Raw genomic sequence first — 23,586 nt, 5'->3', positions numbered from 1 at the left:
GAATTCATGTTGACTACCAAGGAACGCACCGGAATCTACAGCGAGCAAATTCGCAGTTTCCTGATTTCGAATTTCTACGTGAGCGACGCGAAGGCATTGGTGAACGACACGTCCCTGCTCGATCAGGGCATCGTCGACTCGACGGGCGTGCTCGAGATTATCGGCTTCATCGAGGAGACCTTCGGCATCATCGTCGAGGACAGCGAGCTCTTGCCTGAAAACCTCGATTCCATTCAGGGCATCGAGCAATACATCCTGCGCAAGATGAACTGATTGCCGGCATGCATGAAAACAAGGACTTGAAGCGCATCGCATGAATCCGTTTCAACGCGAAGCGCTCCATGTCTTTGTTTTCACGCAATTCCGGACGGAAAACCGCTTCACACTTTTCCTGGAATTGCTTTTGTTTTCACGCAATTCCGGACGGAAAACCGCTTCACACTTTTCCTGGAATTGCTTTTGTTTTCACGCAATTCCGGACGGAAAACCGCTCACACTTTTCCTGGAATTGCTCAGGCGTTCCGCACGCTCATGCCTGCGCCCTGGCTTGACCCAGGACCACCCGGCCCTCGCCCGCTTCGTTGGAGACGGCGCGGATGTTCTCGTATGCCTTGCTGCGCTCCAGCAGGGCCATCACCTGCCGGTCCTGGCCAAGGCCGACTTCGAAGAGCAGGACGCCGCCGGGCCGCAAATATCGCGGCGCGTCCTTCACCACCCGCATATGGATGCTGAGGCCGTAAGGGCCGGCCGCGAAGGCTTCACGCGGTTCGAGCTCGACCAGATGCGCGCGGTCGCCCTCGAGCCGCTTTTCCGAAATGTAGGGCGGATTGCAGACGATCACGTCGATCGTCCCTTCAAGTCCCTGGCCCGCGAGGGCGCCGAACAGATCGCCCTGGTGCACCGAGACGCGGTCGGCCAGGCCGTGATGGGCGGCGTTGCGTCGTGTCGCCTCGACGCATCCATCGGTGAGGTCGCTCGCCCAGACGCGTGCGGCGGGCACGCGGTGGGCGATGGCACAGGCGAGGTTGCCGGCGCCGCAGCACATGTCGACGATGCGCGGCGTTGGCAGGTTCATCTGGTGCAACACACCAAGAGCCGTCGTGCCGAGCAGCTCCGTCTCCGGCCGCGGCACCAGCGCACCGGGCGCGACGAGCAGTTCAAGTCCCATGAAGATGGCGCGGCCCGTGCCATAGGCGTCGGCGACACTGAACTCCTTGCTCATGGCGACCCCACGCGGCTGATGTTCCCAGTATAGGTGTTCGCCATCCGCGCGCCAGTCAAACCTGCTTCGAAGCCATGAATTTCTCCGGCCTTTGCCTCGAAACCGGGGCACGCTTGACCCGGAATCACGGAGGCTTCCCGCGGTCCTCCGCCACGGCCCGCCGACCGCCCCTATTTGAGAGATACGCCGTAAACCGCTGAAATCCTTAACAGGATTTTCATTCCACTGCCCTAATCACCGTGCCATGGCAGGGCATTTCGAGCGCTTGTTTGCTGGCCCCTCCCGCCAGGGGCATAGCGAAGCCGTGGCAACCGGGATCCTCCGCGATCAGTTCGCTGATCTGCGGAAAGGGATCTTCATTTCCATGCCGATCGCCACGGTGCTGTCAGCGCTGATCCTGGCCGTGCAGATGCTTTCGCATGGCGGTGTTGGCGCGGTGCTGTGGTTCGCCGCGGTCAGCATCATCAACAGCGCCCGCCTGGCGCTTGCCGCCGCCCAGCCCGACATTTCCGGGAGCGGCGCGAGGCCGGTCAGCGCCCGGCTTTCCCTTTACGGCGCATTGGCGCTGGCATCCGGCATTGCCTGGGCTTTCCTGGCCGTGCTGGCGGACGGATACACCACCGCACAGGCGCCGCTCTATCTGATCGTGCTCGCGGGCCTGTCGGCCGGCTCCGTCACCTACTCGGCCTCCTATGCGCCGGCGGCGATCAATTTCATGACGCTGCCGCTTCTGACCGCCGCCGGATGCGTGCTGGCCAGGGGCGGCATCGAGAATTACGTCCTGGCTTTCACCATCGTGCTGTTCCTCGGCGGCATGGTCAGGAGCGCGCTGATCGGGCAGGCCGGCTTCCGCGAGACGAGCCGCCTCAAATACGAGGCGCGGGAATTCGCCGCCGAGATGGACCGCAATTCCAGGCGCGATCCGCTGACGAATTTGCTCAACCGGTACGGGCTCGAGCAGGCGATCCGCCAGCTCGGGCCTTCCGACGGCCCGTTCGTGACCATGCTGGTCGACCTCGACGGCTTCAAATCCGTCAACGACACCTATGGCCACAACATCGGCGACGACTTGCTGGTCAAGGTCGCGCGCAGGATCGAAGACCATGCGCCGCAAGGCGCCACGATCGCGCGCATCGGCGGCGACGAGTTCGTGCTGCTGTTTTCCGCCGCGAGATCCGCGCGTCCGGCCGGCGCGCTGGCCGGCGCGCTCATCGCGGCGATCGCGCAACCGGATCCGGCGTTGAACTCGGTGCGCGTCGGCGCCTCGGTCGGCATCTATGTTTCGGACAATCCACGCTTGACGGAAATGCTGCTGCGGGCCGATTTCGCGCTCTATGCGGCCAAGCGCAAGGGCAGGAACGAATACTGCGTCTTCGATGCCGGGCTCGACCAGGCGCTGGAGCGCAAGCACTGCATCGAGCGCGACCTGCGCGGCGCCATCGAGGCCGCCGCGCTGTGCTCATGGTTCCAGCCGCTGGTGCGCCTGGACACCAGCGCGGTGGTCGGCTTCGAGGCGCTGCTGCGCTGGCGGCACCCGCTCCATGGGGCGATCTCGCCGCCCGAGATCGTCACCGCCGCGCGCGAGACCGGCCTGCTGCCGCTGCTGACGGAAACGGTGTTCCGCAATTGCTGCGCCATGATCGAGGCGCTGGCCGGCAGCGGCTGCGGCGATGTCCGGGTCGCGATGAACCTGTCGCCGCGCGAGCTCGAGGCGGGCAATGTCGACGACATGATCCTGGACATGCTGAAGGTGAGGCACCTGCCCGCGGCGATGCTGGAGATCGAGATCACCGAGGAAGCGCCGGTCGACCGCGAGCGGGTCGACGAGAAGATCGGCCGCCTCGCCGACGCCGGCATATCGATCGTGCTCGACGATTTCGGCACCGGCTTTTCGACCCTGGTCGCGCTGAAGGACAGCCGCATCCGCAAGATCAAGATCGACAAGCATTTCGTGCGCGACCTGGCCAAGTCGGTGGAGGACCAGGCGCTGGTCAGGACGGTCATCGATCTCGGCCGCGCGCTGGGCATAGAGGTGATGGCCGAGGGGGTGGAGACGGACGCCGACCGCCTGATCCTGCGCTCGCTCGACTGCATGGTCGCGCAAGGCTTTCTCTTCTCGCCGGCGCTGCCCGCGCCCGAGGCGCTCGCCTACGAGGCGGCCCATCCGAGCCGCACGCTCGCGGCGGAAGCGCTCTTCGACCCCGCCGCAAGGCGCCAGAGCGGCAGCGCGGCCTGACCCGCCGTCACGCCGCTCGCGGCGCGAGGCTTTCGGCCCCGCGCGCATCGTGTAGTCTGACGATCTCCTTGGGAACATGACAAGATGAACAACCAGTCCCCCGCCGCCGAAACGCTGCCCTATCTGTCGTCGGCGGTTCTCGATCGCCTGGCGATCTCCACGCCCGACATAGTCGACGAGATCGAACGCCAGATATCAGGCCAGAGGCGCGGCGAAGTCTGGTGCGCGCCCAAGGCCGCCGTGTGGCCGGGCGACGACCGCTACTTCATGGCCACGCTCGGCGTCGCCTCCGTTCCGCCGGTGCTGGCCACCAAGTCGCTGGTGGTGAACCCCCGCAACGCCGCGCGCGGACTGGCCACGATCAATTCGCTGATCACGCTGCTCGACGCCGAGACCGGCCTGCCGCTGGCCCTTGTCGACGGCAATTGGGTGACGGCCAAGCGCACGGCGGGCCTCAGCGCCGTCGCCGCCAGGCGCATGGCAAGGCACGATTCATCATCCGTCGCCTTCATCGGCTGCGGGGTGCAAGCGCGCGGCCATTTGGAAGCCTTCGCCGACCTCTTTCCCCTGCGCGAAATCCGCGCCTTCGGTCGCGGCAAAAGCAATCGCGACGCGCTCTGCGAAATGGCGCGCTCGCGCGGCCTGGAAGCAATCCCCTGCGACACCGCAAGGGAAGCGGTGGAAGGCGCCGACATGGTGGTGACGACGGTGACCCTGGTGCCCGAGCCCAAACCGTTCCTTGACGCCAACTGGCTGAAACCGGGCAGCTTCACCGCCATCACCGACCTGGCCCTGCCCTGGCTGCCCGCAACGATGCGCCGCTTCGACCGCATCGTCGTCGACGACCTGGAGCAGGAGAAGCAGATGCCCAAACCCATGGTCGACGCAGCACTGGTCGCCGGCGACCTGACGGGCCTCGTCTGCGGCGATTTTGCCGGACGGGAGAACAAGGACGAGGCCACGGCGTTCGTGTTCCGGGGCATGGCCGTGGGCGACCTGGCGGTGGCGGCGCTGGCGTATGTGCGTGCGCAGGCTGCGGGGGTGGTTGGCTAGGAAATAGACAGGATCTCGAGTTCGCTCGGCCCCAGCTGGACAACATCGCCAACGCTCTTGCCAATCAGCGCGATCGCAACCGGCGAACCATGCGATATCGAAGCTTGCGACGGGTTGGCCTCATCCTCGCCGACGATGCGGAAGGTCTGGGTGCGGCCATCATCACGCGCGAAGGTGACGGTGTGCCCGAAGGCGATCACGTCATTGGACGTCGGCACCGGCATGAGTTGAGCCGTGCGGACGCGTTCGGCATAATAGGTGACATCCCGAACCGGAACCGCCGACTGCCTCCGCCTCTCGTTGACATCCTCCAGCACGCTGGCCGCCTCCAGCGCCTGCCGGGCACGAGCCAATTCATCGTGCAACACTCTGAGACCCGCCTCGGTGACGAGGTTGATCCGATCGGAGACAGGCCGAGCCGGCAGGATGGTCTCCGATGCCGCCGCCGCACTTTCCTCCTTGGCAAAGGCTACGCTCAATGGGTCGCAACTCCGTGTCGAATGGTGTCGGTAATGGAATAACCCATGGGCAAGAATAAAGCTCCAACAATTCGACGGCTGGCTTTAGCGGAAGGGGGAATGGTCGCGACGCCTAGCGCAAGAGCGGCTGGGCCGCGAGGTGGGCGCCCTCGAAGGCCTGATCCGCCACCAGCCGGAAAACGACCGCATGGCCCAGTGCTAGCGCCTGGAAGCAGACACGCTGGCCCCACTGGCGGAGCAGGATGCCGCGCTGGTCGGCCAGGCGGAGTTGCTGCGCTCGATGCTGGAAGGCGCGGCGGGCGATACAATGGTTGCGGGCAAGCGCGAGATCGAAGTGGAATTGCGGCGATCACGGCGACGTTAAGCGAGTGGCAGACGTTTTTGCTGTGAGGTGGGGGGAGCAGCTGAACCTACGCAGACCGATCTTGGATGGCTGCTCAGCGCCGTACATCGGCCGTCGAGTTAACCATATCGGCATCCTATCTCGAACGCACAGCCCACGCAACGTTCGGACATTAGGCTTAGCCACTCAACCGTTCTCTGCTTCCGACAGTGCGACACCTTCGATGGTGTTTAGCATGTGACCTTGGGAATCCTATGGTCCTGAAACTTCATAGATCAATGAAGCTCTCGGATTTAGAGGTAAATAGAGCTCATACTAACCGCCTGTCGCATCTGAATTTGGTTTGAGCGAGTCGATCTCCGCAATCTTGCGAAACTCGTGAAGATATTCCAGGTGGTGGACTTCCAGCCAACGTGCGACATGGCTATTGGTTAGGAGCTTGGTGATATATCCGCGTGCCACAGTTAAATGCAGGTTGTCGATTCCGTAGGTTTCTTCGACAGATTTTACCTGAGTCTGCAATGCAGCCAGTTCCCGTTCCATTCGGGCAATATGCTGGCCTGAAGGCGTAGGAACTATCCCCTTGGTCTTCTTGGTCGCAACGAGCTGGCTGTCAGGCGTGGCGGCGCGTAGGGCGCGAGCGAACATGACTGTGAAGTTGTTTTGGCCGATCATCAGGTCGGCAGCCTCGATCTGTCGAACGGCCGACATCTGACGAAGAATATCGAATACCTTCATCGAACAGGGTGTATCTTTCAGCATCTCTGCGGCTTCGGCGCTAATCCCCTCAAGCAGGCGGAACCGTCGTATGATGGATTCGACTTGGAGCCCCAAGGCATCAGCAATATCAGACGAAGACACGCCGCGCTCCATGGCTCGAACGATCATTCGATGCTCCTGAATCGGTGCCAGCCGATTGACACGCTTGTTGTAGGTGTATGTGTCGTCTTCGGTTGCAAGCAGGCATTCGACCTCTGTGATACCTAGTTCCTTGAGCGCCTCCAGCCGAAGATGGCCGTCCAGCAGGAAATACCTTCCAGCAATCTGTGTATCAGGAACGACGACGGGTGCCTCAACCAAGCCGATAGCCTTTATCGAGCTCAGGACCTGCGCGAATTTTCGACTCTCCCGAGCGCCATCGGGCAGTGTCTTCAATGGAACGATCCATGCAACTGAGATGGTCAATACGTTATGGTCGAAGGCCAAATGGATACGGCCGTCTCTCTCACCTCGATCTTGGGGTGTGTCAGTCACCTATTCCTCCGGAGATTCGTGTGGCGAGAGCCCGAGGCATCGTTCCAAGTCCCTCGGCTCGCAGCAGGTTGAGGAAGCCTTCGTCCGCTATGAGATCCTTTAAGGCTTCGACGATGAACAGGAGGCGAGTCTGCGTGAAATCCGACTTCTTAACCAGCAGGCGCTGCTTCTCCGCCTCGCGCTGATAGACCTGTATGAGGTCGTTGGCGGTCATTCGGCGGCTATTGCCTTTCCTGCCCAGTCGACCTGCCGGCATCCCCTTGCCCTGACTACGAAGTCGCATGTCCAGCATGCGCCGAACAGCAGCCAGCTTCTTGCCGCGCAGCTTGCCGGCTTCATAAGCGTCCAGGAGCAGGTTTTGCGCCTCCTCCGTTTCAGCGCGGGATATTTCCATTGCCAACGTGATCGGGATGAGGCCGGTTTCCACTGCGGCCACTAGCCTTTCCTCGCCTCGTTCAAGCAACGTAATGATCATGCTGACCCAGGACGAACCCACCCCGATTTTCATTCCGATGGCGTCCTCGGTATATCCGCGCTCGCGCAACGCACCTATTTCACGCATGAGGTCGATCGGTCGGATTGTGCGCCGAGCGATATTCTCAACAAGGCTCATAACAAGGCACTCGCTTTCGCTGGCCTCTATCACCACGGCCGGGATTTCGGCTTGGCCGAGCATCTGGAAAGCCTCCAGCCGACCTTCACCGCAAACTAGATCGTATCTGGGTCCGTTCAACCCTTCATGGCGACTCACCGTGATCGGGCGCTTCAACCCGATGGCTTCGATATTGTTCACGATCTCGCGATGCTGGCGCTTGTTGCGAGCGCGAGGGTTCAAAACGGCGATCCTCGATATTGGGATCATCTCGATCCGGCTTGGCCGACCAGCGCGCATCAGGCAACCCTCCGAACGACGATAGGCATGGCGATATCGTAGAGAATGTCGATGCCGTCGAAGCGATAGGCGTCGAGGCTAAAGGCATTGTCTTCCGAAAGACGCAGCTTTTCGGACAACAGGTCGATTCGCGGGAACAGATAGTAGTCGAAGGGCGCGAGATTGGTGCTGTCCATGCGAACGACTATCGTAACGTCCGGGAGGAGTGAAGTGTCGAAACGGACGTTCCAGCGTAGAAGCCCAGTCGGGGTCTGGATGCAGCGAGCAATCACCACGGACAGGCTGAATTCACCGTTTACGACCAACCTGTCGGCTTGCACATCTTGCCAGACATCGCTGCCTGAACCACGCAATCCGTCAACAACCTCGCGAAGAACACTAGGGTGGCGTTTGCGGAGTTCACGATTTATCTCAACGTACCTGAAATCTCGGTCCGGTCGGAACCCCACAAGACTATAGGCCCTAAGCAGGCTACCGAAGCGCGAGCTGTATGCGCTGCTCGAAGGTAGCCCATCGCATTCGTCGATGACGATGCCGGAGAGCACGCCCTTCTGTTGATAGAGTTCCCTCAGGTATTGCAACATCTCTTCGTCGCTCAAGCGGAATGAGCGTGCATTTATGATGGTCCTTGCCGCTTCGAAAAGCTCGCGCTCGACGATGGCCTCGAAGGCGCCCTGAGCCCGTATCCATATGCCAGGGTCATTATGAACGCGTTTTTTCTTTAGCTTGAACGAGCGGCGGTTCCAGACATTGTCACCTACATATTTTTCATTAATCAGGAGTTGGTGCACGGTGCCCCGGGTCCAAATGCGGCCCATATCTGTCGGGACACTCCGTTCGTTCAGATCGGTGGCAATCTCACTCTCGGTCTGTCCATGATGGACAAAAGCCTGGTAGACCTCCCGGACCAGATTTACTTCTTCGACCGGACCCGGGGTCAGAATTACCCGGTCGGTCTGAATGCTCTTGTGTTCTCCTCGTTCAAGAACGCCTTTGATAGAACCATGCTCGTCGATCAGGGTCCTTCGCAGACCAAAACCTGCGAGCCCTCCTTGACGATAGCCCTTTTGGATCAGCCGCCCCTGTCCGGCAAACACCTTTGCCGAAAGCTCGCGGATGTATTCACCGGCCATGGCGCGCTTGACGCCCTTGACGAGGGAGGAACCCGGACTGCCGTCATTTTCAAACTGTTCCGCACAATATTGTACCGAAATACCGGCGCGCCGGCAGATGTATTCGTAGTAGGCGCTCTCATCAGCATCCTGAAAACGACCCCAGCGGCTAACGTCATAGACAAGAACAACGGTAAAATCTGTATCACTTGCTAGCACATCATCGATCAGTTGCCGAAGAGCATCGCGCCCTTCGATCTTGAGGCCGCTTTTTCCCGCATCAGCATAGGTGCGGACGATCTCTATGCCGCGCGCTCGTGCATAATTTTGAATTGCCTCGGATTGGTTTTCGGTCGAGTATTCTCGATGATCCGTAGACGTGCGGACGTATTCGGCAGCCCGAACGAGACGTTCCGGTGTCGGTGATTGATCACCATTGTGCAGCCCCCGGTTCGTCAAGCTTCGCCCTTTCCTGGCTCCTGCCTGCGGTAGTCGAGCGACCAACCGCCGCAACGCGTGGCAGGTCGCCGTTCCACTCCGCACTGCTGTCAGTTTAGTTGCGGAGGAAGCGGAAGATGTTGCCGAAAAAGGGCAGGAAATTGCCGATATGGAAGGGCGTTCTCGGTGGACACGATACCTATGCCAAGATCGTAGCTGGTTTATTACGCAAGGAACATGGGGACAGCCATCGGGCGGTGAAGCAGCTCATGCGGCAGACACACGCGAGCGAGCGGACGGTCAAGCATTGGCTTTCAGCACAAAATGGGCCGGATACTGTGTTTTTCTTACGACTTGTCGTCTCATCGCCCGTAATTCGTGCTTTTGTACTTGGTTTGATCGAAGCTCCAGCGTCAAAGCCGTCGTCGGTGCAAGTCGATCGCTTTTCCCTTTCGGCTGCAAGAGAGGCATACTCCGCAGGTGAGAGCGCCTTCAGTGTCATGGGGAGGGATGGCCGAAAATATGACCCTAATCGTGACCCTAATCGTGACCCTAAAGATGACCCTGAACCAATTGAGCTCAATGAGCGGCAGCATTGGTTTCTATCGCTCGTGTCAGAAGGCGGGCGATGTGGCGCCAAGGAAATCATGACGATATGGCAGGTTAGCCTTAAAACGGCTCGCCGAGATATTAGCGGTCTCCAGCGAGCGCAGTTGCTAGAGCATATAGGGTCACGCCGAAAGGGCAGGTATCGCCGTACGGTCCCATGAATTGACGAACTAGTTAGATATGAGCCATCGCCAGGTCGGAGGCAGCCTGCAAGATACGTTGTGTCTGATTCAGACCACAGATATCGTGCACTTTTGACCAAAGAAAACTTCGCTGACGAAGGGCGCGCCAACGCTTTGCGCCTCATATCGGCAAATTGGAAAAAGATATTGGAGGTTGATAATCGTCACTATGTCGGCAGTAACGACGCTGATAGCGATTGCTCCTAAGCAGGAACCTCAATCCGGCGTCGCGTTGGGTGATTTACACTATAAGTATCGAGCAGTCTGGCGTGGCAACTAGCACCGACAATGTAGTCTCACCGCCCGAGGCTTCCGATCGTGGCCCGCTGCTTATTATCCCGTGTCTTGTCAGGATCTTCGATCGCCTCAACTGATTGGATATGTTCGGCGATATACTCGGGCGGCAGACCGTGTTCCCTGCCACCTGCAATGACAAAGTCCTTGTACCAGCTATAGGGTTTGAGGCTATCGTCGATGTAGTCAGGGGTGGCGAGATAGGTAAGGACCTTTCGCCTGCGACCTTTGTCGTTAATGACCGTTACCGTCGCGTGCTCGTAGCCACTTCCAACGCCTTCGGCCTTGTCTAGCTCAACACGTTCGGCAGGATCGAAGCTGAACAGAACTCCGATCACGCTATTCTCGTTGCCGGTGGCCAATGCGTTGCACTTCCCGGACTTGTCTACGCTACGCTTGTGAAAACGGAGCGCATGGCCCGGCAAGGTAGCGATACCGAGAGGCTTGCAGCTCGGAATGCGTTCGCGCAGCCGAGCAGTCGACATGTTGGACCCGTAGGCAAAATAGACGACGTGCTCTGGGGGCCCGGTCTCTATGTTCCTTAGCGGCTCGGTCGTGGGATTTCCCGGCTTCGGGATCGTCCGTAACGGTACTGTCATAATGCTGCAGTCGTCGGTTTTTTCGCCTTCGCGTGTGATGATTGGCAGTCCATCCTCAAGGTCAAGGATTGGAACCGGCCTGCCGGCCCATCCGCAGTCGGCGCAGCGCGGTCGCTCCCAAAGTACACCGGGTGCCTCAGTATTTTCGCCATGTTCAGGTTCGAGATGCGGCAAACCGCAGCTTGGGCATTCTGAAGGCACCCCGCGCAGCTCGCGAATGATCAATGATGTCGCCATGCCGATAGCGTGTTGGATCAACGATTGCGCCATCTCGGCATCAATCCAGGTGGCCGACTTTGAATGCGTTAGCCAGTTTGAAAACGTCCACGCCGACTCAAGCGCACTCTTGAGTGCTCCGCGACGCTCTTTGTTAGTGTCGCCCGGCAGAAGATCATTGGAGATGATCTCCGTCCACGCGCGGAAGTTCGCACGTTGTGGCGGGATGCCTGTCCATATTGCCGCGTCCTGCGCGACGCTGATCAATTCGAGAAGCGCCTCGCGGCAGCGGACGCCTACAGCTTGATAATCCGCGAGATTATGCGCTTGCGTTACGGCGGTGCCGGCTTCTTCCATCTTCTCGAAGACGGGACCGAACGGGAGTATGCGCAGATCTCCTTCCTGTTGTTTTTCCGTGCGCGGGATGCGGAGCATCAGGCCGATATGGAAGGTCAGAGCAAGGTCCATATTTGGGAACTGCTCCTGAGAGTAAAGGTTTGTGCCGCCGGTTATAACCCACCAGCGATCCTTGTTGGTGTGGATGTCCCACACGTCGTGACGAGTATTCAGGACGGCCTCTGAATAAACCTTCTGCATAAAGATCACTTCGAGGTCGGGCGCCTGCCATTCAAAGTATTCCCGAACCTCCTCGATCTCCTCTTCGGTAGCTTTCAACATGATCATCCCCCGCGAACACTTGTCGGGGAGCCTGACAACGAAACGTATCTGTTCCCCTCACCCCCCCGCCAACCGCGGCAGCAAAAAAATCTCCGCCCCCGGCGGCAGCTCCTTGCTCCACGTATCCCGGTAAATCACCCCATCAATCGCGACCGCAATGCCGCGATCGATCCACGGCTCGAACCCGGGATACTGTTCAGCCAGTTTCCTGAACAGTTCCCTGATGTCCTTGGCTTCGACCTCGACCTTGCTCTTGCCGCCGGCGAGCTGGCCGAGCGCGCCCCAAAGGGTGACTTCGACCATCAGCGCTGCGGTGTGCTGATATTCAGGTGAGGCCGGCCTGCAAATGGCAGATTCCCACGCTTCCGGTGCTCACGCACTTCAAGTACGCTCCGCTCCGGTTCTCGAAACCCGCCACTTTCGGCTCGGCCTGACCTGACTCTCAACACACCTTATCCCTAGCTTCGCCTGCCCTAGCCCCGTTCCGCCTCGATCGCCGCGAGAATCCGTGGCGGCGACATCGGGATGTGGGTCATGCGCACGCCGGCCGCGTTCGACACCGCGTTGGCGATCGCCGCCAGCGGCGGCACGATCGAGGTTTCGCCCACGCCACGCACGCCATAGGGGTGGTTGGGGTTGGGGATTTCCAGGATCTGCGTGTCGATCATCGGCAGGTCGGAGCACACCGGGATGCGGTAGTCGAGGAAGCCGGCGTTCTGCAGCCTTCCGTCCTTGCCGTAAATATACTCCTCGTTGAGCGCCCAGCCGATGCCTTGCGCCGCGCCGCCCTGGTACTGGCCCTCGACATAGGTCGGGTGCACCGCCTTGCCGGCATCCTGCACCACCGTGTAGCGGATCACCCTGGTCGAGCCCGTCTCGGGGTCGACCTCGATGTCGCATATATGGGTGGCGAAGGAGACGCCGGCGCCGTCGGCGACGAGCTCGCTGTGGCCAGCGATCGGCCCGCCGGTCTTGCCGGACTGCGCCGCGATCTCCTTCAGCGACAGCTTGCCGAGGTTGCCGTGCTTCTCGCCCTTGGCGACCGCGTGGCCCTGTTCCCAGATCACGTCGTCGACGGAAATGTCCCACATCTGCGCGGCGCGCTCGCGCAGGATCTTGATCGCGTTGCGGGCGGCCGAGATGGTCGCCATGGAGGACGAGAAGGTGCCGCGGCTGCCGTCGGTCATGTCGTTGTAGCCGAGGCTCGACGTGTCCGCGACGATAGCCTTGAGCTGGCTGTAATCGATGCCGAGCTCTTCCGCCGCCACCAGCGACAGCGAGGCGCGCGAGCCGCCGACATCGACGGTACCCACGGCGAGCGACACCGAGCCGTCCATGCCGATGTTGAGGTCCACGCAGGTCTGGCCGCCGAAGTTGAACCAGAAGCCGCAGGCCATGCCCCTGCCCTGGTTCTTCTTGAGCGGCGCCTTCATGTGCGGATGGTTCTTCACCGCTTCCAGCGTCGGGCCGATGCCGATCGGTCCGTAGACCGGGCCGTAGGACGAGCGCGTGCCTTCCTGCGCGGCGTTCTTGATGCGGAAGTCGACCGGGTCCATGCCGATCTCCTTGGCGAGCTCGTCGACGGCGCTTTCCACCGCGAAGGCCGCCATGGGCGCCGACGGCGCGCGATAGGCCGCGGTCTTCGGCCGGTTGACCAGCACCTCGTAGCCGACGGTCTTGACGTTATCGAGCTTGTAGCAGGCGAACGCCGTCATGGCGCCGATCTCGGCCCAGGCGCCGGCATAGGGGCCGCAGGAGTAGCGCAGCGTCGCTTCCGCCGCGGTGATGGTGCCGTCCTTGCGGGCGCCGATCTTGACGTCGATCGAGGTGGCGCTGGTCGGACCCGAGGCGCGGAACACCTCGTCGCGGGTCATGACGAGCTTGACCGGCCGTCCGGCTTTGCGTGACAGGGCAAGCGCCACCGGCTCGGCCCAGACATGGGTCTTGCCGCCGAAGCCGCCGCCAATCTCGGACGAGGTGACGCGCAGCTTCGAGGCTTCCATGCCGAGCAGCTGGGCGCAATGCTGGCGGTAGACGAAATGGCCCTGCGTACAGACCCAGAGGTCGGCGGTGCCGTCGGACGAGACGCTCGCCACGCAGGCATGCGGCTCGATATAGCCCTGGTGCGTCTGCTCGGTCTTGAAGGAGCGCTCGACGATGAAGTCGGCGTGGCCGAAACCCTGGTGGACATCGCCATGGCCGAACTGGCTGCGCTTGGTGACGTTGGAGGGTTTTACCGGCTTTTCCTCCAGCCCTTCCGTGAAGATCGTGTCGTTGATCAGCGGGGCGTGGTGCTGCATCGCCTCGTCGACATCGGTGACATGCGGCAGGATCTCGTAGTCGACCTCGATCAGCTTCAGCGCCTGCCTGGCCGTGCGGGCGTCGATCGCCGCGACCGCGGCCACCGCATGGCCGTCATAGAGCGCCTTGGTGCGCGCCATGCAATTGTCGAGGATGTCGTACATGGCGGCATCGCCGTCGGTCAGGTCCGGCAGATCCTTCGCCGTGATCACCGCCTTCACGCCGTTCAGCTTTTCCGCCTTCGACGTGTCGATCTTCCTGATGATCGCATGTGCGTGCGGGCTGCGCAGCACGCGGCCGACCAGCTGGCCGGCCATGTTGAAGTCGGCGCCGTAGCGGGCGCGTCCCGTCACCTTGTCGACGCCGTCGGGACGGATGGGGCGCGTGCCGACGGATGCGAATTTACGCCCGGAAAAACGCGGATCGAAATTCATCTTCAGGCTCCCTTCATCACATGTGCCGCGTCCTGGACGGCGCGCACGATCTTGTCATAGCCGGTGCAGCGGCAGAGGTTCCCGGCCAGGCCGAAGCGGATTTCCTCCTCGCTCGGGTCGGGGTTTTTCGCCAGAAGGTCCTTGGCCGCGATCAGGAAGCCCGGCGTGCAGATGCCGCATTGCAGGGCGGCATGCTCGAGGAACTTCTGCTGCAGCGTGTGCAGCTGGTCGCCATGCGCCATGCCTTCGACGGTCTCGATGCGCCGGCCCTCGGCTTCAGCGCCCAGCACCAGGCACGAGCAGACCAGCCGGTTGTCGAGGATGACCGAGCAGGCGCCGCAGTCGCCGGTGCCGCAGCCTTCCTTGGCGCCGGTCAGGCCGAGCCGGTCGCGCAGCACGTCGAGCAGCGTCTCGTCAGGCTGGCAGAGATACTCGATAGTGTCGCCGTTGATTGTCGTCGAGACTGCTATGCCAGCCATCATTTGCCTCCTGCACGTGCGTAGGCGGTCGTGGCGGCACGTTTGGCCAGCACACCCGCGACTTTCCGTCTGAATTCGATGGTACCGCGCTTGTCGTCGATGGGGCGGCAGGCGCCGGCGCAGACTTTTGCCAGCCGCTCAAGGGCCGCCTCGTCCAGCTTCCTGCCGATAAGCGCCTCGGCGGCCTCCTCGACCAGCAGCACGGTCGGTGCCGCGGCCCCCAGCGCCACGCGCGCGGCGGTGATGACGCCGTGTTCGTCGAGCGTCAGGTTCACCCCGGCGCTGACCACGGCAATGTCCATCTCGGTGCGCGGAATGAACCTCAGATAGGCGTCGCCCGAGCGCGGCGTGCGCTTGTCGAGCAGGATCGCCTCGATGATCTCGCCCTTGGCGAGCGAGGTCTTGCCCGGCCCGACCGGCACGGCCTCGACGGGGATGGTGCGCTTGCCAGAAGGCCCGGCAACCACTGCCCTTGCACCCGCCGCCACCAGCGCCGGCACGCTGTCCGCCGCCGGCGAGGCGTTGCACAGATTGCCCGTGATTGTGCAGCGTCCCTGCACCTGCTTGGAGCCGATCAGCTTGGCCGCCTCGACCACGCCGGGCCACGCCTTCTTCAAGGCGGTGTTCTCGCCCAGCACGGCGCAGGGAACGGCCGCCCCGATGCTGAAGCCGTCGGCCGTCTCGCGGATTTCGCTTAAGGACGCGATCGACTTGATGTCGACGATCAGGTCGGGCTCGACAAAGCCCCCCTTCATCCTCACCAGAAGGTCGCTGCCTCCGGCCAGGATGGCTGATATGCCAGACGCTCCGGCCAGTTGGCCGACGGCATCTTCGATTGAAAGCGGACGTATGTAGCGCATCGTCTCCCCTTGGATATGGCGATTTCAGCGACCGTTATAAACACTCTCCTCATAATGGCTATCCGGTTCGTCATTTGCGACGATTGGTCCAGCCGCTGCAAAATCGAGTCCCAAATCGACCGGAATTGCCGTAGGCCAGGCCTGCAAGGCCGCATTGCCGCCGGTTCTGGAAAAATCTGAGAGCCTGTGTCGGATCGGTCAAGCCCCGTTCGTCCTTGGGACATCGAACACGCATCATGAAAGGACACGATATGCCCGGAACCGTACGTTTGCACCGCGTTCTCACCACCAGCCCGGAGAAGGTCTATCGCGCCTTCGTCGAAGCCGACGCGCTGGCCAAGTGGCTGCCGCCGAACGGCTTCACCTGCACGGTCGATCATCTCGAGGCAAAGGTCGGCGGCACGTTCAAGATGTCCTTCCGCAACTTCACGACGGGCGGCAGCCATGCCTTCGGCGGCGAATATCTCGAACTCGTTCCCGGCGAGCGCCTGCGCTACACCGACCGGTTCGACGACCCCAACCTGCCCGGCGAGATCCAGGTGACCATCGCCTTGAAAAAAGTGTCGGTCGGTACCGAGATCGACATTATCCAGGCCGGCATTCCCGACGTCATCCCGGTCGAGGCCTGCTATCTCGGCTGGCAGGAATCGCTGCGGAACCTGGCAAAGCTGGTCGAACCCGAGATCAATCAATAAGGCCATTCAAGAAAGTGCGCGCCGCCGCCGCCGACGGCATGCCCGTCGGCGGCGGTCGTGCGTCGAGGGCCTTGACCGCACGATCGCGGGCGTGAATCCTCTCCCGGTCAAAGGGAGGAGTTCCATGCGACATCTGTTGGTTGTGTTGCCCGCCTTGATCCTGGCGACCGCGGCGCAGGCGAGCACGATCTACTATGGCAACAAGGTGGGGATGGAACTGACCATCGTCAGAAAATCAGGCATCGGCTCCACGCATGCCAGCATCCTGGCCAAGCACGACAGGCGCAAAGCGGGCGTCTATTGCCGCGAATATGGCCACGATTTTTCCAAGGAATGCATTGACGCGGAAATGAAGTCGCCCCTGCACTTCGAGATCACCGCCAACTGCAAGACCGGCAAATTCACCACCTTCTATGGCGCCAACATGCTGTTCCAGGGCCGCAACAAGGGCACGGACGTGACGACGGACTACCGCATCACGTCGATCGATGACAATGTGGTGCTCGATGGCTCCGGCGCCTCGTCATACGATGTCACGCTGGACCAGTTCAAAGCGCTCTGCCCCAATCGCGTACGCTAGCGGCGTTTGCGACACTGCGCCGATCGCAACAAATGGCGGAGGAAACGCGTGACCCTCACCAACCGGGATATCGTCGAGATCACCGAGTGGCGGCGCAAGCTGCACCGGCAGCCGGAAATCTCCAATGAAGAGGAGAAGACGGCGCAGGAAGTCGTCTCCTTCCTTGCCGATACCGGCCCGGACAAGGTGCTGACCGGATTGGGCGGGCACGGCGTGGCGGCGGTCTATGACAGCGGCAAGGCCGGCCCGACCGTGCTGTTCCGCTCCGAACTCGACGCGCTGCCGATCGAGGAACTCTCGGGCGTGCCGCATGCCTCGCAGGTGCCGGGCAAGTCGCATATGTGCGGCCATGACGGGCACACCGCGATCCTGGCCGCCCTTGGCCGTCAGCTCGGCCGCGAACGGCCGGCCAGCGGCCGCGTCGTGCTGATGTTCCAGCCGGCGGAGGAAACCGGCAATGGCGCGGCCGGCGTCGTCGCCGACCCCCGCTACGGCGAGATCGCGCCTGATTTCGCCTTCTCGCTGCACAACCTCCCCGGCGTGCCGTTCGGCGAGGTGCGGCTCAAGCCCGGCGTGGTCAATTGCGCCTCGCGCGGCATGCGCATCGTGCTGGAGGGCAAGACCGCGCATTCCTCCATGCCGGAGACCGGTATTTCGCCCATGCAGGCGATCTCGGAGCTGATGCCGGCTTTGCCCGCGCTCGGCCGCGCCACCTTCGCCGATGACGATTTCTCCATGGTCACCGTCACCCATGCCGAAATGGGCGAAGCCGTGTTCGGCATCGCGCCCGCGCATGGAGAGGTCTGGGCAACGCTGCGCACCCGCCGCGACGAACGCATGGCGGATCTGTGCGCCGCCGCCGAGGCGCTGGTCGGGGAGATCGCGGGCAGGCACCGCCTTTCCGCCCGCTGGGATTATCACGAGATCTTCGTCGCCAGCGTCAACGCGCCGGATGCGGTGGAACACCTGCAACGCGCGCTTCAGGAAGAAGGCGTCGTGCATGGTGAGGAAGCCCTGCCGATGCGCGCCTCGGAAGATTTCGGCCTGTTCGGCCACGGCGCCAGGTCGGCGATGTTCTTCCTGGGCGCCGGCGAGCGCCACCCGGCGCTCCACAATCCGGACTACGACTTTCCCGACGACCTGATCCCGATCGGGTCGAGGATCTTCATGCGCACCGCACGCAATCTGCTGGGGTGAGTCCGCGCGTCGCCGCGAGCCGGTCGCGGCCTCGCGAACCGCGTCTGCCCGCGCCTGTCAGGCGGACCTGAGGAACGGGCGTTTGTGGATGGCCTTCTTTGCCTGGAAATTCGCGGCGGGAACGGGTCGGCCGACGCGAAAGCCCTGGATCTTGTCGATGCCGAACTCGCGCATGAGGGCGATCTGCTCGTCGGTTTCCACCCCTTCGACCAGGATCTGGTGGCCGCGATTGCGGACCAGGGCAATGATGTCCTGGAGCATGGCCATGCCCTTCGGCGTGCCGCAGTCGTGAAGAAACGAGCGGTCGATCTTCACTGTATCGAAATCGATCAGACGCAGCCATGAGAGGCCGGCGAAGCCGGTTCCGAAATCATCGAGCCAGATCTTGATGCCAAGCAGCTTCAGGTCGCTGATGCAGCGCAGGATGTCCGAGTGCATCTCCATCTCGAGCCCTTCGGTGATTTCGAAGGCCAGCCTGTTGCCGGTCACGCCCGTCTCGCCGAGAATGGTCGCGACGGACGCCGCGAAGCCGGGCGTCTTGAGCTGGATCGGAGAGACGTTGACGCTGACGAGACGGATGTGGTCGTCCGCCAGGAGTTCGGTGCAGACCGTCCTTATCGCCCAACGCCCCAGTTCCAGGATCGCGCCGGTTCTCTCCGCGACGGGAATGAACAGGCTCGGCGGAACCAATGTGCCGTCCAGCATCTTGAGACGCATCAGCGCCTCCGCGGCTTCGACCCGGCCCGACACGACATCCTGGATCGGTTGATAGACGAGCGAAACGAGGCCCTGCCCGATCGCGATCTTCAGCAAGGCCGCGAGGTTTTCGCTCTCGTCGCTGCTTTGTGGATCGGTCGGGTCGAACAGCCGGGCACAATTGCGGCCGCTGGCCTTTGCCAGATAGAGCGCGCGATCGGCCTCATGGATGATCTTCTCCAGCTTGGCGCCGGCCTGCGTCCTGGTGAAGGCGGCCCCCACGCTCGCCGTGACGATCGAGATCCCGTCGCGCCTGAGTTCGTGGGTAAGCGCCAGGTTCTCCACCGTGCGGCAGATGGCTTCCGCCAGCTCCGCCACCTGGCTCTTCTTGTCCATGCGGGCGAGCACGATGAATTCCTCACCGCCATAGCGCCCGATCGAGCCATCGTAGTTCTTGATCAGATCGCTCAGCGCATTGGCGACATGGATCAGGCAGCGGTCGCCTTCCTGGTGGCCGTAGCAGTCGTTGAATTTCTTGAAGAAGTCGACGTCGATGAGGATGGCCGCGAACTTGCTGCCAAGCTTTTGCCAGTCGCTCCAGTAATCGCGCAGCTTCTCATCGATAGCGCGCCGGTTCTCCAGTCCTGTCAGCGGATCCGTCCGCGACAGCCTCAGCAGGGCCTTGCCGCGTTCGGTGGCCTCCTTGTGCTGTATCTTGGCCTCGAGAGCGTTCAGGAAGACGTTGTAGCGCTCCTCGTTCAGCTTCCAGTTCACATAGGAGGTGAACGTGAAGCACGAAACGTAGAAAGTGCCAAATACCATCTTGTACGTCAGCGACGCGGGAACAAAGTAATTTGCCAAATACAAGACGCACAATATAATTGTCGACGTTATAATCGAAACTTTAAACCTGAACGTAAAAAATAGATTGGCACTCATCATGAAAATGGTGCCGAAGACCATGTAATAGGCGACGCTTTCCTTGTTTGCGCCCATGGATGCCGGTAACAGCCAACCGATATAGCCAAAGATGATGGCCGAGGCGCAAGTCACGTCAAGCCATTCCGTCGCGGCTCCCCGGCGAAGCTGTGCTTCCAGGACCAGCAGTGCGGTCAGGCCCACCGCGAAGCGCGCGGTGATCGTGTAGGCCGCCACGTCAGGTATCAGCAGCAGATCAGATGCAGAAAACAGCAAATAGATGACGACCGCGATCCACAGGCCCGGCCTGGCTTCCGCCCTTCGCTTCGCCTGGGCTTCCCTGCGGTAAAGGATGCGGAGTTCGTCGGCCCCCAGCTCTTGGCGCGGATCATACGGTTCCACATCCACCGTATCAGCCAATCTGGATGACGCGCGCTCGTTCACAAAGCCCTCCCGAAGGGGACTTTGCAATGCGAACTCTTTTCCAGCTTCTGCCCCCACGCAGGACGACTCCCTGGGACGCGACACGATTGCCACGCGGTAAAATGCAGTGGCGCCAGACAAGTTTGCGTTAACTCGAACCCAGAATCTTATCTGCAAGATCGCTAATAAATTGAGATGGTTAGCGGGAAATTAATCATAACAATAAAATGCGGTCGACCCTCCGTTGGCAAATGGAGCATTCTAAGTAATAAGTTAACTGACTGTTAACCAAGGAGTCCTGGTGTGCAAACCGTGTTCGATGGCCAAAGCCTGATTACCGCAGAGATGATCGCCAGCGGTCTGCCAAAAGGCACGCTTGAGCATCATGGCGAAGCGTTCGAAACCGCCCGCGCGGAACTGGCGCTCATCCTCCACGCGACACAGCAACAGATCGAGCAGCAGAAATTTCCCGCCGAGATCGTGCGCCGCCTGCTGTCGCTGCTCAATGCGCTGCGCGCCAAGGTTCATCCCGATGTCTGGCAAGCCCTGATACCGGTGGCGCAGAACCACCCGATCCTGAACTACTTTCTCCAGGATCCGCTGACGCACTGGTCCTTCACCAAGCCCAGGGGGTATTCCGGCGACGCGGAACTGCTCGACTACATCTATTGCGACCCGCACGTGGCCGAGAGCGTGGCCAACGCCTCGGAGGTCGGCAAGGCGCTCTACAGCCATACCCAGAACGTTCCGTCATGCGTCGCGGCGCGGGAACGGCGCGATCTCCTGACCCGCTATGTCGATGAGGCGGCGGCCAGGAACGGACCCGAAACCGAGGTGCTGGCGATCGCCGCCGGCCATTTGCGCGAAGCCAATCGCTCCGTCGCGCTCGCCGAGGGCCGGCTCAAGCGTTGGGTGGCGCTCGACCAGGATCCGCAGAGCGTCGGACTGATAGCGCGCGACTTCCAGGGCACCGCGGTCGAGGCCATCGACGGCTCTGTGCGGACGGTGCTCACCAGGGGCCACAAGCTCGGCAAGTTCGATCTGATCTACGCCTCCGGCCTCTACGACTACCTGCAGCACAACGTCGCCGTGAAGCTCACCAAGACCTGCCTGCAGATGCTGAAACCGAACGGCACATTCCTGTTCGCCAACTACGCCGAGGGCACGCCCGACGCCGGCTACCGGGAAACGTTCATGGATTGGGTGCTGCTGCTGCGCTCGGAAGTCGACATGTGGAACATCGTCAATGCCAGCGTCGACCGCAACACCGTCGAGGCGCGGGTGTACTTCGGCGAGAACCGCAACGTGCTATACGCCGTGATTGAAAAGCGCGGGTAACGACCTCCGCCAAACCTTGCCATCAGGCCGGCGGTGATGCTCGTGCATCGCTGCCGGTGGTCAGGACGTCGCCAAGCGAGATCGGCGCCAGGTCGCCGCTCATCATTATCCGGTGCCGCGGCCGAAGGATCCGGCGTCGCCTGGCAGCACCAGTTCGGCATCGTCGGTAACATAGCCGACGTAGCGATAGTCGCGGATGAAGCTGATCCGCCCTTGCCGCCATTCCAGCCACATGAAGTGGATAGGTTTCGGGGCGGTCCGGTGCTCGAACACGGCGATCACCTCGCGGCCCTCGACCCATGCCGGCTTGAGCCACAAGCCATCGCTCTTGGCATAGATGGTGAAGAACATGCCGACATCGGCGGCACCCGAGCGTGGCGGGTGCATGGACTGCTGAAGCCTCACATCGTCGGCAAGCAGCGCGCGCAAGCCATCCCAGTCGCGCTGGTTGAACAGCGTCACATAGCGCGCCACGGCGGCCGACGCGATGCGCGCGTCGGGAAGCGGCTTGGCCTGGGCATTGATCTGCCGAAGCCGGGCGCGGCCGCGCGCCAGATGCGCCTTTACCGCATCGACCGAAATGCCGAGCAAGCCGGCAATCTCGGCCAGCGGCTCGCCCAGCACATCCTTGAGGATGACGACGCTGCGCTGAAGCAGCGGAAGCTCCGCGAAGCGCGACACGGCGGTCTCTATCGCCTCCCTGCGCATCAGCATCTCCACCGGATCGACCTTGCTGTCATCGGCAACTTCAAGCGCGGCCTCGATGGGTTCCGAGGCGCGGATCGCGCGGCTGCGCAGCACGTCCAGCGCGCGGTTGTGGGCGATCCGGAACAGCCAGGGCCTGAGCTGCGGCACCTCGCACAGCTCGTCCAGGGCGACGAAGGCTCGCGCGAACGTGTCCTGCACCACGTCCTCGCCGTCGATGACCGACCCCATCAGGCGCGCGCAATAGCGATGCAGTTCCGGCCGCAGCACGGTCGCAAGGGCAAGCAGCCCTTCCTGTCGGTCGCGATCCACGGCAGGCTCCCGCTCGCTCAAGCCGCTGTATCCTCCATGACCGTTACGCCCGCGTCGCCGTTGAGGCCGAAGACGACGCCCTCGGCATATTGCGGGTCTTCCAGCACGGAAACCACCCTGTCGCCGAACGCCCGGGGCGGCATCGGCGCGCCGAAACGGGTGACGAATTGTTCTGGCGTGATGCCCATGGAGCCGGCATAGGCGCCGGCTGCCGCATCCCCGATTCCCGTGCCGAGGATCATCTGCCGCGGCACGATCGCCTGGAAGCGGATGCCGAGCTTCTTCTCCTGCGCCACGCCATTGGCATATTTGGCCATGAACCACAGCATGCGCTTGGAGCCGCCATAACCACCCGACATCTGCGACCCGCCAACGGCGGCGCCACTCGATCCCACCAGCACCCGGCTGCCGGGCTTGAGCGGCAGGTTCAGCGCCGCTTGCAGCCAGTAGAGTCCGGCCTTGACGTCGGTTTCCCAGGCGACCGAGAAATCCTCCCACTTCAACTGATCCAGCCGGCCCATCCGGGGGGCGGCACCAGCGTTCAGCACCACTATGTCGGGGCGAACCTCGCCGAGGATTCGATAGGCGGCGTCCTCGTCCGTGACGTCGGCGCGGATCGTTGCGACCCCAAGCCGCGCACCGACCGCCTCCAGCGCCTCGGCGCCGCGCGCGACGACCGTCACCTCGGCGCCCTGCTCGACCAGTGCTTCTACCAGCCCGAGGCCCAGTCCCCGGCTACCACCGGTGACCACGATTTTCTTGTCCTTGAGGCTCATTTGACCCTGCTCCATTGCTTCACTGTAGCCAAGACGTTCGAGCTTTCGGAAAAGAGTCAGCGCGGCCGGAAGAAACTTGGCGGCGACGACCGATTTGGCGGCAAGGGCCGCGGCACATGCCGCGCGTTTCATACGATCCCGGTGTCACAAGGACGATAGCGGACGGCGCTATGGTGACGCGCGACGGTTGATTCGTGGAACATAAGCCACCGACCTGTCCGTCCGGGTCAGCGCCCCCGCAACTCGTTCACGCCAAGCTACAGGA

General features: G+C 62.0%; 21 protein-coding genes. 8 read left to right on the top strand and 13 right to left on the bottom strand.

Annotation, left to right across the window (positions count from 1 at the left end; genetic code table 11):
* The first annotated feature begins 6 nt into the window (after positions 1-6).
* Positions 7-273, top strand: coding sequence for an acyl carrier protein (locus EB230_RS13580; RefSeq protein WP_172372672.1), 267 nt, complete (start codon positions 7-9; stop codon positions 271-273).
* 256 nt (positions 274-529) lie between these two features.
* On the opposite strand, the gene EB230_RS13575 is transcribed toward EB230_RS13580, so the two are convergent.
* Entirely contained in the window at positions 530-1,222 is a 693-nt protein-coding gene (locus EB230_RS13575; RefSeq protein ID WP_172372670.1) for a class I SAM-dependent methyltransferase, read from the bottom strand.
* 364 nt (positions 1,223-1,586) lie between these two features.
* Between EB230_RS13575 and EB230_RS13570 the strand changes: the two genes are divergently transcribed.
* Together EB230_RS13570 and EB230_RS13565 are read left to right on the top strand one after the other, a co-directional pair.
* Complete coding sequence (locus EB230_RS13570) at positions 1,587-3,458, top strand: GGDEF domain-containing phosphodiesterase (protein ID WP_246738947.1); 1,872 nt, start codon at positions 1,587-1,589, stop codon at positions 3,456-3,458.
* Positions 3,459-3,542: 84 nt separating this feature from the next.
* The gene (locus tag EB230_RS13565) at positions 3,543-4,511 is read left to right on the top strand and encodes an ornithine cyclodeaminase family protein (protein ID WP_172372666.1); all 969 of its coding nucleotides are present in this window, start codon (positions 3,543-3,545) and stop codon (positions 4,509-4,511) included.
* On the opposite strand, the gene greA is transcribed toward EB230_RS13565, so the two are convergent.
* From greA to EB230_RS13545, 4 genes are all read right to left on the bottom strand, one after another.
* A complete protein-coding gene (gene greA / locus EB230_RS13560; RefSeq protein WP_172372664.1) occupies positions 4,508-4,990 on the bottom strand; it encodes a transcription elongation factor GreA in 483 nt (160 codons plus the stop codon). The genes EB230_RS13565 and greA overlap by 4 nt on opposite strands.
* 658 nt (positions 4,991-5,648) lie before the next feature.
* Positions 5,649-6,587, bottom strand: coding sequence for a plasmid partitioning protein RepB C-terminal domain-containing protein (locus EB230_RS13555; RefSeq protein ID WP_246738946.1), 939 nt, complete (start codon positions 6,585-6,587; stop codon positions 5,649-5,651).
* Positions 6,580-7,479: a plasmid partitioning protein RepB C-terminal domain-containing protein gene (locus EB230_RS13550; protein ID WP_172372662.1), complete on the bottom strand. Its 900-nt coding sequence runs from the start codon at positions 7,477-7,479 to the stop codon at positions 6,580-6,582. Before EB230_RS13550 ends, EB230_RS13555 begins: the two co-directional genes overlap by 8 nt.
* Positions 7,479-9,050, bottom strand: coding sequence for a recombinase family protein (locus tag EB230_RS13545; RefSeq protein ID WP_172372660.1), 1,572 nt, complete (start codon positions 9,048-9,050; stop codon positions 7,479-7,481). Before EB230_RS13545 ends, EB230_RS13550 begins: the two co-directional genes overlap by 1 nt.
* A gap of 116 nt (positions 9,051-9,166) precedes the next feature.
* Here EB230_RS13545 and EB230_RS13540 point away from each other — a divergent pair, with 116 nt between their 5' ends.
* Positions 9,167-9,799, top strand: a complete 633-nt coding sequence (locus EB230_RS13540; RefSeq protein WP_172372658.1) for a DeoR family transcriptional regulator — start codon at positions 9,167-9,169, stop codon at positions 9,797-9,799.
* 317 nt (positions 9,800-10,116) lie between these two features.
* Here the strand turns inward: EB230_RS13540 and EB230_RS13535 are convergent, their stop codons facing one another.
* The 5 genes from EB230_RS13535 to EB230_RS13515 all read right to left on the bottom strand — a co-directional run bounded on the left by EB230_RS13535 (position 10,117) and on the right by EB230_RS13515 (position 15,681).
* A complete protein-coding gene (locus EB230_RS13535; RefSeq protein ID WP_172372656.1) occupies positions 10,117-11,607 on the bottom strand; it encodes a gamma-glutamylcyclotransferase family protein in 1,491 nt (496 codons plus the stop codon).
* Positions 11,608-11,664: 57 nt separating this feature from the next.
* Positions 11,665-11,910, bottom strand: coding sequence for a MoaD/ThiS family protein (locus EB230_RS13530; RefSeq protein WP_095200421.1), 246 nt, complete (start codon positions 11,908-11,910; stop codon positions 11,665-11,667).
* Between the two features lie 170 nt (positions 11,911-12,080).
* Entirely contained in the window at positions 12,081-14,342 is a 2,262-nt protein-coding gene (locus EB230_RS13525; RefSeq protein ID WP_172372654.1) for a xanthine dehydrogenase family protein molybdopterin-binding subunit, read from the bottom strand.
* Between the two features lie 2 nt (positions 14,343-14,344).
* On the bottom strand, positions 14,345-14,821 hold the full coding sequence (locus EB230_RS13520; RefSeq protein WP_172372652.1) for a (2Fe-2S)-binding protein: 477 nt from the start codon (positions 14,819-14,821) through the stop codon (positions 14,345-14,347).
* Positions 14,821-15,681, bottom strand: a complete 861-nt coding sequence (locus tag EB230_RS13515) for a xanthine dehydrogenase family protein subunit M (protein ID WP_056570842.1) — start codon at positions 15,679-15,681, stop codon at positions 14,821-14,823. The genes EB230_RS13520 and EB230_RS13515 overlap by 1 nt, the downstream gene beginning before the upstream one ends.
* A gap of 251 nt (positions 15,682-15,932) precedes the next feature.
* On the opposite strand from EB230_RS13515, the gene EB230_RS13510 reads away from it, so the two are divergent.
* The 3 genes from EB230_RS13510 to EB230_RS13500 all read left to right on the top strand — a co-directional run bounded on the left by EB230_RS13510 (position 15,933) and on the right by EB230_RS13500 (position 18,153).
* The gene (locus EB230_RS13510; protein ID WP_056570839.1) at positions 15,933-16,376 is read left to right on the top strand and encodes an SRPBCC family protein; all 444 of its coding nucleotides are present in this window, start codon (positions 15,933-15,935) and stop codon (positions 16,374-16,376) included.
* Positions 16,377-16,500: 124 nt separating this feature from the next.
* Complete coding sequence (locus EB230_RS13505) at positions 16,501-16,956, top strand: hypothetical protein (protein ID WP_172372650.1); 456 nt, start codon at positions 16,501-16,503, stop codon at positions 16,954-16,956.
* 48 nt (positions 16,957-17,004) lie between these two features.
* Positions 17,005-18,153 (top strand): amidohydrolase, encoded by a 1,149-nt coding sequence (locus EB230_RS13500; RefSeq protein ID WP_056570835.1) that lies wholly within the window; start codon positions 17,005-17,007, stop codon positions 18,151-18,153.
* Between the two features lie 57 nt (positions 18,154-18,210).
* Here EB230_RS13500 and EB230_RS13495 read toward each other — a convergent pair whose 3' ends face one another.
* Positions 18,211-20,187 carry an EAL domain-containing protein gene (locus tag EB230_RS13495; RefSeq protein WP_056570832.1) on the bottom strand — a complete coding sequence of 659 codons (1,977 nt, stop codon included), beginning with the start codon at positions 20,185-20,187 and terminating at the stop codon, positions 18,211-18,213.
* A gap of 306 nt (positions 20,188-20,493) precedes the next feature.
* Here EB230_RS13495 and EB230_RS13490 point away from each other — a divergent pair, with 306 nt between their 5' ends.
* Positions 20,494-21,528 carry a class I SAM-dependent methyltransferase gene (locus tag EB230_RS13490; RefSeq protein WP_056570830.1) on the top strand — a complete coding sequence of 345 codons (1,035 nt, stop codon included), beginning with the start codon at positions 20,494-20,496 and terminating at the stop codon, positions 21,526-21,528.
* 105 nt (positions 21,529-21,633) lie between these two features.
* Here EB230_RS13490 and EB230_RS13485 read toward each other — a convergent pair whose 3' ends face one another.
* Together EB230_RS13485 and EB230_RS13480 are read right to left on the bottom strand one after the other, a co-directional pair.
* Positions 21,634-22,566 carry a sigma-70 family RNA polymerase sigma factor gene (locus EB230_RS13485; protein ID WP_056570829.1) on the bottom strand — a complete coding sequence of 311 codons (933 nt, stop codon included), beginning with the start codon at positions 22,564-22,566 and terminating at the stop codon, positions 21,634-21,636.
* Positions 22,563-23,321, bottom strand: coding sequence for an SDR family oxidoreductase (locus tag EB230_RS13480; RefSeq protein ID WP_056572041.1), 759 nt, complete (start codon positions 23,319-23,321; stop codon positions 22,563-22,565). Before EB230_RS13480 ends, EB230_RS13485 begins: the two co-directional genes overlap by 4 nt.
* Between the last annotated feature and the right edge of the window lie 265 nt (positions 23,322-23,586).

It is taken from the genome of Mesorhizobium sp. NZP2234, from assembly GCF_013170765.1.
In the GTDB taxonomy this organism is placed as follows: domain Bacteria; phylum Pseudomonadota; class Alphaproteobacteria; order Rhizobiales; family Rhizobiaceae; genus Mesorhizobium; species Mesorhizobium loti_D.
The sequence above is the reverse complement of the archived record's forward strand: the minus strand, read 5'-3'. Positions and strand labels throughout refer to the sequence as shown.

What these genes read in the sequence shown, in the direction of transcription:
- EB230_RS13580 (WP_172372672.1), top strand. Translation starts at nt 7, where the DNA reads ATGTTGACTACCAAGGAACGCACCGGAATCTACAGCGAGCAAATTCGC.
- EB230_RS13575 (WP_172372670.1), bottom strand. Translation starts at nt 1,222, where the DNA reads ATGAGCAAGGAGTTCAGTGTCGCCGACGCCTATGGCACGGGCCGCGCC.
- EB230_RS13570 (WP_246738947.1), top strand. Translation starts at nt 1,587, where the DNA reads ATGCCGATCGCCACGGTGCTGTCAGCGCTGATCCTGGCCGTGCAGATG.
- EB230_RS13565 (WP_172372666.1), top strand. Translation starts at nt 3,543, where the DNA reads ATGAACAACCAGTCCCCCGCCGCCGAAACGCTGCCCTATCTGTCGTCG.
- EB230_RS13550 (WP_172372662.1), bottom strand. Translation starts at nt 7,479, where the DNA reads ATGCGCGCTGGTCGGCCAAGCCGGATCGAGATGATCCCAATATCGAGG.
- EB230_RS13540 (WP_172372658.1), top strand. Translation starts at nt 9,167, where the DNA reads ATGTTGCCGAAAAAGGGCAGGAAATTGCCGATATGGAAGGGCGTTCTC.
- EB230_RS13535 (WP_172372656.1), bottom strand. Translation starts at nt 11,607, where the DNA reads ATGTTGAAAGCTACCGAAGAGGAGATCGAGGAGGTTCGGGAATACTTT.
- EB230_RS13530 (WP_095200421.1), bottom strand. Translation starts at nt 11,910, where the DNA reads ATGGTCGAAGTCACCCTTTGGGGCGCGCTCGGCCAGCTCGCCGGCGGC.
- EB230_RS13525 (WP_172372654.1), bottom strand. Translation starts at nt 14,342, where the DNA reads ATGAATTTCGATCCGCGTTTTTCCGGGCGTAAATTCGCATCCGTCGGC.
- EB230_RS13520 (WP_172372652.1), bottom strand. Translation starts at nt 14,821, where the DNA reads ATGGCTGGCATAGCAGTCTCGACGACAATCAACGGCGACACTATCGAG.
- EB230_RS13515 (WP_056570842.1), bottom strand. Translation starts at nt 15,681, where the DNA reads ATGCGCTACATACGTCCGCTTTCAATCGAAGATGCCGTCGGCCAACTG.
- EB230_RS13510 (WP_056570839.1), top strand. Translation starts at nt 15,933, where the DNA reads ATGCCCGGAACCGTACGTTTGCACCGCGTTCTCACCACCAGCCCGGAG.
- EB230_RS13505 (WP_172372650.1), top strand. Translation starts at nt 16,501, where the DNA reads ATGCGACATCTGTTGGTTGTGTTGCCCGCCTTGATCCTGGCGACCGCG.
- EB230_RS13480 (WP_056572041.1), bottom strand. Translation starts at nt 23,321, where the DNA reads ATGAGCCTCAAGGACAAGAAAATCGTGGTCACCGGTGGTAGCCGGGGA.